Source organism: Candidatus Methanoprimaticola sp. MG2, assembly GCF_047501175.1.
GTDB lineage: Archaea > Thermoplasmatota > Thermoplasmata > Methanomassiliicoccales > Methanomethylophilaceae > Methanoprimaticola.
The window spans coordinates 18,659-33,255 of record NZ_JBEQWH010000009.1; the positions used below are offsets into that span (position 1 = coordinate 18,659).

Here is a 14,597-nt window from a genome sequence, read left to right on the forward strand (position 1 = left end):
TCGGGGTCATTCGTCACGTCCCTGACCGTCGTTCCCGGACGTTTCCGTGCCGGTTGCGGCCGGGACCGAGGCGGCCTCCGCCTCGATCTCCTCCTCCTGCTCCTCGGTCATGACCGGCTCCACCGCCACGACCTTGTCATTGTCGCGGAGGTCCATGATCCTGACGCCCTTGGCGTTGCGCCCGGTCTCGCGGATCTCGTCGGTGTTCATGCGGATGATCTTCCCCGATGCGGAAGTTAGCATCAGCTGGTCCCCGACGTTGACCTTCCTGACGGAGACGACCTTCCCGTTCCTGTCGTCGGTCTTGATGGTGATGACACCCTTCCCTCCGCGACGCGTCTTGCGGTAGTCGTCCACGTCGGAGATCTTCCCGTATCCGTTCTCGGACACGGTCAGCAGACGGTCCCCGGGACGTACGACGGCCATCGACACGACGGAATCGCCGGCATTCAGGGTCATACCCTTCACACCCATCGTGTCCCTCCCCATGGCGCGGGCATCGCTCTCGTCGAACCTGACGGCGAGGCCGTCGGCGGACGCGATGATGATCTGCTCGTCGCCCTCGGTTATGGCGGTCTCGATGAGCTCGTCGCCCTCCTCCAGCTTGATCGCCTTGATGCCCCTGGCGCGGACGTTCCCGTACGCGGAGAGGGCGGTCTTCTTGATCAGTCCCCTGCGGGTGCAGAACACCAGGTACCTGTCGTCCGGGAATCCGGAGGCGCAGATCGTGTTGACGACCTTCTCGCCCTCCTCCAGGTCGGACAGCATGTTGACGATTGGCTTGCCCTTGGACTGCCTGCTCCCCTCGGGGATCCTGTAGCCCTTGAGCCAGTGCAGGCGTCCGTGGTTGGTGATGAACATCACGTAGTCGTGGGACGAGGTCACGAACATGGATGCGACGTGGTCTTCCTCCTTGGTCTGCATGGCCGTGAGGCCGACCCCGCCGCGGGACTGCGCACGGTATGTGCTCAACGGGATCCTCTTGATGTAGTTGTCAGCCGAGATCGTGATGACGACCTGCTCCCTGGGGATGAGGTCCTCCTCGTCGGAATCTATCGCGTTGGGATCTATGACGGTCCTGCGGTCGTCCCCGTAGGTGTCCCTCATCTCGCTGAGCTCGGACTTGATGATGGCGAGGACCCTCTCCTCACGGGCGAGGATGTCCTTCAGGTCGTCCATCGTGACGATGAGGTCCTCGTACTCCTGCCTGAGGGTGGTGATCTCCAGCCCGGTCAGCTTCTGGAGTCTCATGTCCAGGATGGCCTTCGCCTGGTCGGAGTCGATGCCCAGGAGGCCCTGCAGCCCGAGGTTCGCCGACTCCGCGTCATCGGACGAGCGGATCAGCGCGATGGTCTCGTCCAGCATGTTCAGGGCCTTCATCAGCCCCTCCAGTATGTGGAAGCGCTTCTCGGCCTGGGCCAGGTCGTACTGGGTCCTCCGGGTGACCACGGTCTTCCTGTGGTCTATGTAGTGCCCGATGAGCGCCCTGAGGCTGAGGGTGGTCGGCTTGTTGTCCACCAGGGCGATGTTGATGATGCCGTACGTGACCTCCATGTTGGTCTTCTTGAACAGGTTCTCGAGGACCACGTTCGCGATCGCGTCGCGGTGGAGCTCGATGACTATGCGCATGCCGTGACGGTCGGACTCGTCGCGCAGGTCTGTTATGCCCTCGATGTCCTTGTTCTTGACGCGCTCGGCGATCTGCTCGATCAGCATGGACTTGTTGACCTGGTAGGGGATCTCGTCGACGATGATCCTCTCCTTGCCGTTGTCCATGTCCTCCACGTGCGTGTTGGAGCGGACCCTGAGCCTCCCGCGTCCGGTCTCGTATGCGGAGCGTATACCGGACAGCCCGTATATCGTGCCCCCTGTGGGGAAGTCCGGGCCCTTGACGAACTGCATCAGGTCGTCCATCGTCGCATCGGGGTTGTCTATCTGGTACACGATTGCGTCGCACACCTCGCGGAGGTTGTGCGGGGGCATCTTGGTGGCCATCCCGACGGCGATACCGTCGGAACCGTTGACGAGCAGGTTGGGGAACTTGGACGGGAGGACCGCGGGCTCCTTGAGGGACCCGTCGTAGTTGTCCACCATGTCCACGGTGTCCTTGTCCATGTCTGCCATCAGGTCGCTGGCCATCTTCGACAGCCTGGCCTCGGTGTAACGCATGGCCGCCGCCGAGTCCCCGTCCACCGAACCGAAGTTACCCTGACCGTCCACGAGCGAATACCTCAGGGAGAACGGCTGGGCCATCCTGACCATCGCCTCGTACGCGGCGAAGTCGCCGTGGGGATGGTACTTTCCCAGGACCTCTCCGACCACGGTCGCGGACTTCTTGTGGGGACGGTTGTACTGGAGGCCGAGGTTGTTCATGGCGAACATGATCTTCCTGTGGACGGGCTTCAGACCGTCGCGGACATCAGGAAGGGCACGGCCGACGATGACGCTCATCGAATAGTCGATGTAGGAGCGCTGCATCTCCTTCTCGATCGGCTGGATTATGAGTTTCCTTTCTCCGTCCATGGTATCACACATCCAGGTTGATCACTTCGTGGGCATGCTCGATGATGAACTCGCGCCTCGGCTCCACGTCGTCGCCCATGAGCACCGAGAACAGCTGGTCCGCCAGGATGCCGTCCTCGATCGTCACCTTCTTCATGATCCTGGTCTCGGGGTTCATCGTGGTCTCCCACAGCTGCTGGGGGTTCATCTCCCCGAGTCCCTTGTACCTCGAGACGTTCGCACCCTGGCCGAGTTCGGCCATGGCGGAGACCATCTCCTCGTCGTTGTAGGCGTAGATCTGCTTCTTCCCCTTGTAGACCCTGTACAGCGGGGGCATCGCGATGTAGACGTGTCCCGCCTCGATCAGGGGCTTCATCTGCCTGTAGAACAGGGTCAGCAGCAGGGTCCCGATGTGCGCGCCGTCCACATCCGCATCGGTCATGATGACGACGTTGTGGTAGCGGATCTTGGACACGTCGAACTCCTTCCCTATGCCCCCTCCGATCGCGATGGCGAGGTTCTTGATCTCCTCGTGGTCCAGGAGCCTGTCCGGCCTGGCCTTCTCCACGTTGAGGATCTTCCCCCTCAGCGGGAGGATGGCCTGGAACTGCCTGTCCCTCCCCTGCTTGGCGCTTCCCCCTGCGGAGTCCCCCTCGACTATGTACAGCTCGCATTTGGACGGGTCCCTCTCGGAGCAGTCGGCCAGTTTCCCGGGGAGGCTGGTGGTCTCCAGGACGCTCTTCCTGCGGGTGGCGTCCCTTGCCTTCCTGGCGGCCTCCCTGCCCTCGAAGGCGGACACCGCCTTCTTGACGATCAGCTGGGCCACCTGCGGGTTCTCGAGCAGGAACTCGGACAGCTTCTCCCCCATGAGGGCCGATACGGCACCCTGGGCGATGCTGCTACCCAGCTTCGCCTTCGTCTGTCCCTCGAACTGGGGCTCGGGCATCCTGACGCTGATGATGGCGGTCAGACCCTCGCGGACATCGGACCCCTCGAGGGTCATGTCCTTCAGCAGGTTGTTCGCCTTGCCATAGTCGTTTATCGTCTTGGTGAGGGCGGTCCTGAACCCGGTCAGGTGCGTCCCTCCCTCCGGAGTGAAGATCGTGTTGACGAAAGAGTCTATCTCCTCGTTGTACCCGTCGGTCCACTGGAGCGCGATGTCGATGACGACGTTGTTCTTCTCGCCCTCGAAGTGCATTGGAGAGGGGTGGAGGGGCGTCTTGGACCTGTTCAGGTATTGGACGAACTCGGAGACCCCTCCGTCATAGTGGAACCTCTCCTTCCTGCCCGTGCGCTTGTCCTCGAAGTTGATGGTGGCCTCCTTGTTCAGGAACGCCTGGTTGCGGAACCTGTTCTGAAGGGTCGTATAGTCGAACGCCACGGTCTCGAACATCTCGGGGTCCGGCCAGAACGTGATCGTCGTGCCGTGACGGTCAGAATCCCCGATGACCTCGACGGGCCCGTCGGGGATTCCGATCCTGTATGTCTGCTGGAAGCGCTTGCCCTCCCTGTCCACGGTGGCGATGAGCCGCTCGGACAGTGCGTTGACGACGGAGACCCCGACCCCGTGCAGACCACCGGAGACCTTGTAACTGTTCTGATTGAACTTCCCCCCGGCATGCAGGTCCGTGAGACACATCTCGAGAGCGGACTTGCCCTCCTCCTGGTTCATACCGGTCGGTATACCCCTGCCGTCATCCGTGACGGATATCGAACCGTCCTCGTTGATCACGACATCGACCTCGGTCGCGAATCCCGCCATGACCTCGTCGATACCGTTGTCCACGACCTCGTACACCATGTGATGGAGACCGCGGGAGTCGGTGGACCCGATGTACATCCCCGGCCTTTTCCTGACCGCCTCCAGACCATGGAGCGCGACGATGCTGTCCGCGTCATAGTCCTCTTCGGCCTTGTTGAAATTCCCATCCATAGAAATCCTCTGGTTGACCGATGGTTTCTTTATATAAATAGGCGCGCGCACGCGTATACACGCGCGCGAGGGGATGCGTGACGAATCTAATTCCGTGTGTATGCCGCAGTCGATTCCTGCATATGGATCGGAACATCGGCAACGGACGGGGCCGTGATGTACGGCACATGCCGGGACGGATGGCTCCCCTTGGGACGCAGTCCGCACTACGACTCTTTTTAGAACATCCGCATGATATGGGGAGCGATCCCAATGAGTACGATCATGGAGCAGGCCCGCAGGGGCGAAACAACGGATCTGATGCGGAAGATCGCGGAGAAGGAAGGAGTCAGTCCCGAATTCATCCGCAACGGCATCGCTTCGGGACGCATCTGCGCCCCGCACAACCCAGTCCACGACGCAGAGCCAGCGGCCATAGGCGAAGGACTCTCCATCAAGATCAACGTCAACCTGGGAACGTCCAGGGACATCGTGGACCTCGATTCCGAGATCGAGAAGCTGAAGGTCGCGATGAGATACGGTGCCGACGCGGTCATGGACCTGAGCACCGGCGGGGACATCGACGCCATACGTGCCAGGCTTCTGAAGGAATGCCCCGTGATGATGGGCTCCGTCCCGATATACCAGACCGGCCTCACCGCCGCCAGGAAGAACGCCGTCGTCGAGATGACCGAGGACGACATATTCAACGGAATCGAGAAGCATGCCAAGGACGGTATGGACTTCATGACCGTCCATTGCGGGATCACCCGCGAGACGGTCGGATGGCTGAGGAAGAGCCCCCGTCTCATGGACGTCGTCTCCAGAGGAGGGTCGTTCCTCACGGCATGGATACTCCACAACGATGAGGAGAATCCGCTCTACAAGAACTACGACTACCTGCTGGAGATGGCCAGGAAGTACGAGTTCACCCTGTCGTTGGGCGACGGGTTCAGGCCCGGATGCATAGACGACGCGACCGACCAGGCCCAGATCTCCGAACTGATGACCTTGGGACACCTCGTGAGACGCGCAAGGGATGCCGGGGTCCAGAACATGGTCGAAGGGCCCGGCCACGTTCCGCTGGACCAGGTGCCGATGAACATGCAGATCCAGAAGAGGTTCTGCGACAACGCGCCGTTCTACGTCCTCGGACCGCTCGTGACGGACATCGCGCCCGGGTACGACCACATCGTCGGAGCGATCGGCGGAGCGGTCGCAGCACAGTCCGGGGCGGACTTCCTATGCTATCTGACGCCTGCCGAGCACCTTTCCCTGCCGGATGTCGACGATGTCCGCGAAGGGGTCATCGCATCGAAGATCGCGGCCCATGTCGGCGACCTCAGCAGAGGGATCGGGAGGGAGCGCGACACCAGGATGGCCAAGGCCCGGAAGAACCTGGACTGGAACACCATGTACGACACATGCATAGATCCCGAGAAGGCCCGCAGATACAGATGCAGGGGCTGTACCGAGGAGAGCGAGGGGTGTTCCATGTGCGGTGACGTGTGTGCGATCAAGATCGTCAACACGTACATGCGGAAGGAAGACGGGAACCACGACTGCTGATCCCACAGCACGGACGGGAGACCGTCCGAAACACCCTTCCCTCTCTCGGAACAAACTGATTGGTGGAGAAATGGAGCCACTGGAGGGGATCGAACCCCCGGCCTACGGTTTACGAAACCGCCGCTCTACCGCTGAGCCACAGTGGCACTGAGAATCGCGATATATTCCTTCTATTTAAATGGCCTGCACGAGCCGCTCAGGTCATGCGATTATCGTCCTCGAGCACGGGACGTGCCTCGAAGCCTGTATCTGGGGAACATGTCCCTGAACACGACGGCATCCTTCTCGATCAACGGGGACTCGCAGATGAACGTGCACTCCTGCTTCGAATCATCGAGGACATTCGCCAGAAGCTGCAGATCTGGCTCTTTGGTCTCCAGAGGCAGATGGGAGATCTCACCCTTGTCGCCGTACTTTATGCAGCTGATATGGAAGTGGGCCACATCCCCACAGAGGCCGAAGAACTCGTCCGTGAGGTCGCGCATATCCTGCTCCGTCCTGAGGGACCCGTGGCCGCGTGCGTGGACGTGAGCGACATCCAACACCGGACGGACGCCATCGACCGAATCCATCACCTGGGCGATCTCCTTCAGTGTCCCGAACTGTCCGAGCTTCCCCATGGTCTCCACGCCGAGGATCACGTCCCGGATCCCCTCGTCGTCCAGGACCTCCTTGCTCCTGTTCAGTCCGTCGATCACGTTGCCTAGGGCGGTATCGGGCGACTTCCCGTACGATGCCGCATGGATCACGATGATGTACGCGCCGAGATTGTGGGCGGCACGGGCCGTGGAGGTGACATAATCGACGCTCTTGTCCCTCTTCTCCTGCTCCTCCGAGTTGAAGCTTATGAAATACGGCGCATGGCAGCTCAGCCTGATGTCCAGCTCCTTCGCCTTCCTGCCGATCTCCTGCGCCCTTTCTTCACCGATGCGGGCACCGCGGACGAACTCCACCTCCAACGCGTCCAACCCGAGGCCTCTGGTGTACTCCAGGGCTCCCTCCGGCTTCTTCCCGGCAGCGGGATAGCCCGCAGGTCCGAATCTCATGGCATCCTGATGCCCGCATAGTTATTTTATGGCGACGATTCCCCCAGCATGCGCATGGAGCTCGAAGTCTCGCTGGATCCGACCCTCGGATGCGGACAGGCCCACAGATGGAGGAAGGACGGGGACTGGTGGACCGGCGTGCTGGGAAACGAGATAGTCCGCCTGAGACAGACAGAGTACGGCGCGGATGTGGAGGGGTGCTCCGACAAGGCCGCACTCCTCGAGTATTTCCGCTCCGGCGACGACCTGCAGGGCATAGTCTCGGAGATATCCGAGAGGGACCCCTATGTAGCATCGCTGTCCTCCCAATGTCCCGGGCTCCGCATACTCAAACAGAACCCGTGGGAATGCCTGGGGACCTATCTCCTGGCTACGAACGCCAATGTCGCGAGGATCGGCAAGATGGTCGAATCCGTGTGCGAACTGTGCGGGAGGGACCTCGGAGGAAGGCATGCGTTCCCGACGCCAGGGGAGATCCTCGACCGTGCGGAGCTCATACCGTCTTGCAGGCTGGGTTTCCGCGAGAACAGGTTCATAGAGCTGGCTCAACGCACGGAGGATGGGGAGATCGACCCGTACGGGATCGCGTCCATGGAGTATGAGGAGTGTATCGGTGCGCTCATGGAGATAAAAGGGGTGGGTCCGAAGGTGGCCGATTGCGTGGCGATCTTCGGATGCGGACACCTCGATGCGTTCCCGGTCGACGTCCGCATAGCGCAGATAATGGAGAACATGTACGGCGTGAAGGGCTCGTACAAGGTCGTGTCCCGGTATGGGCGCGAGAGATTCGGCAGATACGCGGGATACGCCCAGGAGTTCCTGTATCACAGCAAGTTCATAACGGGACCCGGAACGTCGTCGGTCGAGCGATACGACCGGGGAAGCGACGTCAGAGGCACTTCGGGGGCATCGTGCCGGTCTCCGACCGGTAGATCTCCGCGAGGAGCCCGATCTTCTTGACGGTCCCGCAGAGGGAGCACATCTCCCGGTCGAACTCGGAGTCCTCCTCCGCGATCCTCCTGGCGGACTCCCTGACCTCTGCCAGGAACTGATCGTACATCTCCGCCGAGGAATACTCGCCGCCGCGCTTCTTTGTCAGATACTGGGATATGGCCGCATCGGTCACACCGAACCTGCGGGCGACCTCGGCCTGCTTCATACCGTATCCGGACACGAGCTCCCTTGCCACCTCTCTGCGGATTAGCGGCAGGACCTGCCACACCACGATCTCGCAAGGTATCTTCATCGTCCATGGGATGCGATGACCCTATTAAAAACTTTAACCCCGTTAACTCACGCACCGAGGTTCAGCTTGGAATAGAACTCCGAGACGTCCCAGTCGTCGTCATCCCTCTCCCTCTGCGACTCCAGTCTGACACCGGCGGCCTGTGCGGCCTCCTTGAGGATCCTGGATGCACGGTCGGACCCTTCGAACTCCTCGACCTTCGCGCCGGACACGCACACCTTCCCCTTGAACGAGCCGATGATCTCCGGGCCGCGCATGATCACTGCCTTCGTGCTCCCGCAGTGCGCACGTATGTGCTCGCGCAGGTACAGGCTGAGGTTGTCCTGGGTGTTGAGGACGAATGACTCGCCGAACCCGATGTGCCTCTTCCCGACGTCCGGGGACAGCATCCATCTCAGTGTGGGGTCCCCCTCCATGAAGAACCCCTTCTTCACCACGCCGTCGTTCTCCAGCTCGGCGAGGACCCGCCTCGCCTCCGACATCCTGCACTCTATGAAGAGCGAGAAGAGGTCCGCGGTGAACGAGCCGAATCCCTTGAAATGCTCGGCGGCCACACGCTTCAGCGCATCGAAGCGGTCGATGCCCGCATCCTTCACCTCGACGTACCTGGAGTCGAGGTCCTGGCCTATGACCGTGCCGCGGACGAGCTCGTTTATCGCCTCGGACGTGACCTCCTGCGAATAGGGGGAGTTCGAGAATATCTCCTTCCTGGAGATGGGCTGGTCGCGCCTCACGATCCCCAGGACGCTCTTGGCGGGCTCGGACATGACGATGGCCTTGGCGGAACGGTACAGCCCCGCGGTCTCGGGGGTCGCGTACCCTATGAAGGACGGCATCAGCGCGATCTTCAGGGCACCGGTCCCGTCCAGCTGCTTCTTCAGCGAGGACGTGTCCCGGACACGAATGGGCAGCTCCTGCTCCCCTCTGATGTATCCGCGCGAGTTCAGGAGGATCGCGGCCGTCCCCTTCCAATCGGTCTTGGAGACGCCCTGCCTCCGGATGGCCATGCTGATCAGTATGTCCTCGGACACCGTCCAGGGCTCGAACCTCCCCTTCGCATAGAACCCGTTTATGAGATGGTACCCGTTCGACAGCAGGACGTCCGCGACCTGGTCGTCCAGCTCGGAAGCGTCCTTGTTCAGGATCTCGCGTATGCGCACTATCTCCATGCCCTTCTGCCGGTAGAATCCCATCATCCGGTCTATCGCGGCGAGGACCTCGGGGAGCATCGACGGATCGTCCATGTCCATGCCGCGTATGTCGATGACCCCTGCCATCTCCCACATCTCCATGGCCCCGACCACGGTGTTCCCGCGGACGATCGGGTAGATCCACTTGTCCCCGTAGCGCGAGGTGATCTCCGCCCACTTGGACCCCAGGTCCGGGTCGGACAGCGTCAGGATCCGGAGCGGGAACTCCTGCTCCGGGACATCGTCCAGGCGGGGGATCTCATCGGACATCACCAGCATGGGCGTCTGACCCTCGCCGACCAGGATGGTCTCCGCCCCGATGTCGGATGCCACGGCCTCGGTCTCGTCCGCGGACACCCCTGTTATGAACCTCATGGAGCCTGCGGGGACCGGGCCGTATCCGCGTATCGCCCTCTCGGTGAGCGTCCTGAGCGCATCGTCCCCGGGCACGTCGGGCGTGTACGGCGCGTACGTGTTCTCGGTCCCCCAGTCCTCCTTGTCGTCGAAGTCGCGCACCACCATCAGGGAGCGGTCTATCCTCATGACGGCCTCCTTGGCGGCCTCCTTGTCCATGCCGGTGGCCGCCAGGATCTGCCTGAACGTGGCGCGGCCGCTGCGCTCGATGACCTCCATGACGCGCTCGTCCCCCGGCTGCGTCTCGTCGTTCCGCATCGTGGCGAGCCTCGCACCATCCTCGCGGAGCACGAACCGCACCCTTCCGCGGACGAAGCGCCCGAGGAGGATCTCCCCGGACCTGCGCATCTCCTGCCATTCCGAGAGATCGAAGCCGTCCACCCTCTGGAAGACGTCCAGCTCGCTGCCCGCGCTACCGTAGAACTCGAAGTACTCGCGTATCGACGAGAACCTCTCGCCCTTGGAGAGCCTGTAGCGCTCGACGGTCTCGTAATCATAGACGTTGTCCTTGCCGGCCTTCAGGCGCATGTAGTCCAGCTTCAGCATGTACTGGTCGTTCTCGGAGATCAGGAACTTGCCCTTGACGACCTCCTCCTCCGCGCACAGGGATTCCAGGGACGTCTTCGCCTCGGAGTCCTCCAGCGACAGCGCGTACGCCACCTCCTGGACGGTTGCGGGAGCGAAGCACTCCAGGTAGCGCAGGACTATGCGGTCGATCGCGGAGTCCCTGTCCATGTCGGGGACGTCCGCGCGGGAGAAGTACCATCTGTTGTTGCCGGTTATCCCCGCCCTCGTCACCAGGTACATGGACTCGAGCTTCCTGACGGACCTGAACACGGCGTCCTCGCTGACCTCCAGGTCCGCGGTGACCTCCGAGAGCAGGGTCCTCTCGCCTATCCTCTCCAGGACGGCCTCGTCGACGTCGTTGAGCTTCCTCTCCTTCCTCGTCGCGGCCGCATAGAACGGTATCTCCGAACGTGTCATGACGTGGGTCTCGTCGAGGAAGACCGTGCCCAGCACGCCTTCGTTTATTAGGTCGCGGACCCAACCGTCCACGGTGGCCTTGTCCTCGTCCGCGTACGCGTAGATGTTGCGCCCCCTCTGCCTGAGCGCCTGCAGCGGCCCCGTGGAGGCAAGGACCTTCGGGACGTCCTCCTTGCAGAGCGCCCTGGGGGGCTTCTGTGAGAAGTACGGGATGATCTGGTCCTCGGTGAACTCGAACTCGGACACGGAATCCCCCAGCGCACGGTACAGGACCTTGCGGTGGAGCTCCCTGAGCAGTGCGGACCTGTCCTCCATGAGGACGATGTCCGAGAATCCCGACAGGATGGCCGAATGGGCGAACGGGGACGGCGTCCCGGTGAAGCGGATGACGTCCACCTTCATGCCGCCGGAGCGTATCATGTCCAGGACCACCTTGGCATTCTTGATGTCCATGTCGTCCTCCAGGACCTCCCTGTACGTCTCCTCGATGACCGGGACGTTCTCCATGTCCCCCAGGGCCTCCAGGAGGTACGTGGAGCGGATCTGCTGCCTGTTGACCGATATCGGACGGCCCATGTAGTTCCTGAGGATCATGAAGCTGCGTGACGCGGTGTGCCTGAACCTGAGCTTGAAGATCTCCGAATCGCGGATGGCCTTGCGGAGGATGGGGTCGATCTCGTCCGGGCCGACCATCGCAGGAACCGTAGAGGGGTCGATCTTCCTGGGAAGTCCGAGCATGAAGCTGTCGTCGGAGATCGTTATGGAGACGTTCGACCCTATGGCCCCGGTTATCCTGTACGCATACGCCCTGGACAAGGCGTCGTTGACCCTGCGGCCGAACGGGAAATGGAAGACCAGCTTCTGGTTGCCGGAGGGGTCGATGTACTCCTCGATCGCCAACCTCCTGCAATCCGGGATGAACCCCGCGACCGCGTCCTGCTCCCTGAAATAGGACAGGATGCTCCTTGCGGAGCCCTCGTCCACATCGAAGTCCCTGGATATGCTGGCTATCGCATCGGGGTCCTTCTCCCTTATGATGTCCTCCATCTCGCTCCTGAACTCCGCTATGTCCATCGACAGGTCGAAGCTCCTGGGAAGCATCTCCCCCGCCCATGACGGGACGGTCGGCTTCCTTCCGCTGGCCTCCTTGACGTATGCGGTCATGCCCTTGGAGCGGACGAACTCGAACGAGCGCCCGCCCAGAACGAAGACGTCCCTCGGGGACAGCCTCTCCACGAACTTCTCGGAGAGCTCCCCGGCGGTGCTGCCGTGATTTGTGACCACCCTGTAGTTGGCCTCCTCCGGGATGGTCCCCAGATTCATGAAGTAGATCATGCGGGAGCCTTTCCTCTTTCCGAAGTTGGCCTCCTCCGGGTCGTACCAGATCTTGGAGTACACGCCTTCGAAATCATCCTTGCTGCCCAGGTACCTGAGCACCTGCGTGAACGACTCCTCGGAAAGGTTGCGGTAGCAATAGGATCCCTTGACCAGCTCGTATGCCTCGTGAGCGTCCCACTTCTTGTCCAGACTCATGCCCACGACGGTCTGGGACAGGACATCCAGGCAGTTCTCCGGGATGCCGACCCGGTCTATGTCCCCGCGATGGGCCGCCCTGCACATGACGGCGCACTCCACCAGGTCGTCGGGGTCGAACACCAGGAGGCGCCCCTTGGCGACCTTCCCGAAGCTGTGCCCGCTCCTGCCGATCCTCTGGAGGCCTTTTGCGACGGACTTCGGCGACCCGATCTGGCACACCAGGTCCACGGACCCGATGTCTATCCCGAGCTCCAGCGATGTCGAGGAGACGACACAACGGATCTCCCCGTGCTTGAGCCTCTCCTCCACATCCAGCCTTATCTCCTTGCTGAGGGAGCTGTGGTGGACCTCGATGCTGTCGAGCCCGCGCTCCTTGAGCTTGTAGACGACGCTCTCGGCGCCGGACCTCGTGTTCGTGAACACCAGCGTGGTCTCGTGCTGGTCCACCAGGTCCTTCAGCATGTCGTACATCATCGAGTTGACGATGTCCGATGGGAGAGCGGTCATGTCTGTGGCGGGACATATCACCTTGAGGTCCAACTGCTTCTTGGACCCGGACTCTATCAGCGCCACGTCGCGACAGGACCCGTCGGGGTTGCATCCCACGAGATAGGCCGCGATCGCCTCGATGGGAGCGAGAGTCGCCGACAGGCCTATGCGGACGAAGTCGTTCTCGCAATGGTTCCTGAGCCTCTCCAGGGTCAGCGACAGGAATGCCCCTCTTTTGGAGTCGCATATGTCGTGGATCTCATCCAGGATCACCCACTCGACGTTCTTGAAGGACTCGCTGAACTTGGGCGCGGACAGGATGAGGGCGAGACTCTCCGGCGTCGTGATGAGGATGTGCGGAGGGTGACGGACCATCTTCTGCCTCTCGTTCTGCGGCGTGTCGCCGGAACGTACGGCCACACGTATGTCCGGGACGTTCATCCCACGCTCCTCCGCCAGCTCGCGCATCTGGGCGAGAGGCTCGTTGAGATTGCGGTTGACGTCGTTCGCCAGTGCCTTGAGCGGCGAGACGTAGATGCAGTACACCCTCTCCTCCAGGGTCCCCTCCCTGGCGTAACGGGTGAGCTCGTTGATGATGCTGGTGAATGCCGTGAGGGTCTTTCCGGACCCGGTGGGCGACGAGACGAGCACATTGCGCCTCTGATGTATGACAGGTATGGCCTTCGCCTGAGGTATGGTAAGATTGTCGAACCTCTCCTCGAACCACGTTGAGATAAGAGGTTCCATCTGAGACATTACCTCGTCCTTGGTGTATGTCCTATCTACTTTCTCAAGCATCTCGACCACGAATGGGACGCCTAAGATGGATGTTATAATAAGTGTTTCCCAGCGACGGATAGCGTGCATGTGACGGCACGCGTCCCGAAGCTTCATTGGGTACCATTAATTAGGTGCTTTCCGATAGATGCCAGCATGAGGCGTGATGTCCTGGTCGTCCTCGCGGTCGTCGTGGCCGCAAGCATTCTGTTCGCGCCCTGTGCGCTGGAAGATGCGTCTTCGGCGAAGGAGGAGCCCGATCCCCTGCCGGTCACGACTTTCACCGTGTACGGGTATGTGTCGAACATCTCGGACCACGACAAGAACGTCCCCCTCGGCGATGTGTCCGTGAGCCTCATGGACAAGAACGGGGACCTGATCGAAGGGACCGTCACATCGGAGGACGGCAGGTTCGAGTTCACATACGACCTGAACGACTGCGACCCGGGATACATCTTCTTCGACCTTCCGGGCTACACCCCCAGGGCACTGCCCGACTCCATGGAGTTCACGGACGATGCCAACACGGTCTCCTTCGACATCTCGGAGATCACGCCTGACGAGGAGGGGAAATACCCGCTGAGCGGGGACTGCTACTCTGGCAAGGCCGTCGGAATGGCGATCACCAACGGAACGCTGTTCGGCACCGTCTATGGGATAAATGGCAACAACACGTTCGAGGTCGAGGGATCCGTCGTCACGGCGATATCGGCCAACGGGATACGTTACACCGCCAACACGAATTCCGCAGGGTATTTCGAGATGACAGTCCCATACGGGACCTACTACATCTCGGCCACATGCAGCGGGTTCCAGAACTCGGAGACGATATTCGTCTCCACATCGGAGGCGTCCGCCATCTCCATCACCATGCAGGAGAACGAGTTCGGGATAGAGTTCCTCGGGGGAATCGATGCCCCGCATGCCCTCCT

The 14,597-nt window shown here is 61.4% G+C and carries 7 protein-coding genes, 1 tRNA gene and 1 pseudogene; 3 read left to right on the top strand and 6 right to left on the bottom strand.

What is annotated here, in order from left to right; translation table 11 throughout:
• Positions 1-6: 6 nt before the first annotated feature.
• Positions 7-2,523, bottom strand: a complete 2,517-nt coding sequence (gene gyrA / locus V5D86_RS07445; RefSeq protein ID WP_414596054.1) for a DNA gyrase subunit A — start codon at positions 2,521-2,523, stop codon at positions 7-9.
• A 4-nt stretch (positions 2,524-2,527) separates the two neighbouring features.
• On the bottom strand, positions 2,528-4,435 hold the full coding sequence (gene gyrB / locus V5D86_RS07450) for a DNA topoisomerase (ATP-hydrolyzing) subunit B (RefSeq protein ID WP_414596055.1): 1,908 nt from the start codon (positions 4,433-4,435) through the stop codon (positions 2,528-2,530).
• A 252-nt stretch (positions 4,436-4,687) separates the two neighbouring features.
• On the opposite strand from gyrB, the gene thiC reads away from it, so the two are divergent.
• A complete protein-coding gene (gene thiC, locus V5D86_RS07455) occupies positions 4,688-5,983 on the top strand; it encodes a phosphomethylpyrimidine synthase ThiC (protein ID WP_414596056.1) in 1,296 nt (431 codons plus the stop codon).
• A 71-nt stretch (positions 5,984-6,054) separates the two neighbouring features.
• Here thiC and V5D86_RS07460 read toward each other — a convergent pair.
• Both V5D86_RS07460 and V5D86_RS07465 read right to left on the bottom strand, forming a co-directional pair.
• Positions 6,055-6,129: transfer RNA gene (locus V5D86_RS07460), tRNA-Thr, on the bottom strand.
• A 63-nt stretch (positions 6,130-6,192) separates the two neighbouring features.
• The gene (locus V5D86_RS07465) at positions 6,193-7,029 is read right to left on the bottom strand and encodes a TIM barrel protein (protein ID WP_414596057.1); all 837 of its coding nucleotides are present in this window, start codon (positions 7,027-7,029) and stop codon (positions 6,193-6,195) included.
• A 54-nt stretch (positions 7,030-7,083) separates the two neighbouring features.
• On the opposite strand from V5D86_RS07465, the gene V5D86_RS07470 reads away from it, so the two are divergent.
• Positions 7,084-7,989, top strand: coding sequence for a DNA-3-methyladenine glycosylase family protein (locus tag V5D86_RS07470; protein WP_414596058.1), 906 nt, complete (start codon positions 7,084-7,086; stop codon positions 7,987-7,989).
• Here the strand turns inward: V5D86_RS07470 and V5D86_RS07475 are convergent.
• Positions 7,919-8,275: a transcriptional regulator gene (locus V5D86_RS07475; protein ID WP_414596059.1), complete on the bottom strand. Its 357-nt coding sequence runs from the start codon at positions 8,273-8,275 to the stop codon at positions 7,919-7,921. The two genes, V5D86_RS07470 and V5D86_RS07475, sit on opposite strands and share 71 nt — an antisense overlap.
• A 47-nt stretch (positions 8,276-8,322) precedes the next feature.
• Positions 8,323-13,686: an ATP-dependent helicase gene (locus V5D86_RS07480; RefSeq protein ID WP_414596060.1), complete on the bottom strand. Its 5,364-nt coding sequence runs from the start codon at positions 13,684-13,686 to the stop codon at positions 8,323-8,325.
• A gap of 594 nt (positions 13,687-14,280) precedes the next feature.
• Here V5D86_RS07480 and V5D86_RS07485 point away from each other — a divergent pair.
• A pseudogene (locus V5D86_RS07485) lies at positions 14,281-14,529 on the top strand (carboxypeptidase regulatory-like domain-containing protein); the annotation flags it as partial.
• Positions 14,530-14,597 lie beyond the last annotated feature (68 nt).

Bases quoted from the DNA above. Each gene is read 5' to 3' on its own strand.
- gyrA (WP_414596054.1), bottom strand. From the start codon at position 2,523: ATGGACGGAGAAAGGAAACTCATAATCCAGCCGATCGAGAAGGAGATG.
- gyrB (WP_414596055.1), bottom strand. From the start codon at position 4,435: ATGGATGGGAATTTCAACAAGGCCGAAGAGGACTATGACGCGGACAGC.
- thiC (WP_414596056.1), top strand. From the start codon at position 4,688: ATGAGTACGATCATGGAGCAGGCCCGCAGGGGCGAAACAACGGATCTG.
- V5D86_RS07465 (WP_414596057.1), bottom strand. From the start codon at position 7,029: ATGAGATTCGGACCTGCGGGCTATCCCGCTGCCGGGAAGAAGCCGGAG.
- V5D86_RS07470 (WP_414596058.1), top strand. From the start codon at position 7,084: ATGGAGCTCGAAGTCTCGCTGGATCCGACCCTCGGATGCGGACAGGCC.
- V5D86_RS07475 (WP_414596059.1), bottom strand. From the start codon at position 8,275: ATGAAGATACCTTGCGAGATCGTGGTGTGGCAGGTCCTGCCGCTAATC.
- V5D86_RS07480 (WP_414596060.1), bottom strand. From the start codon at position 13,686: ATGCTTGAGAAAGTAGATAGGACATACACCAAGGACGAGGTAATGTCT.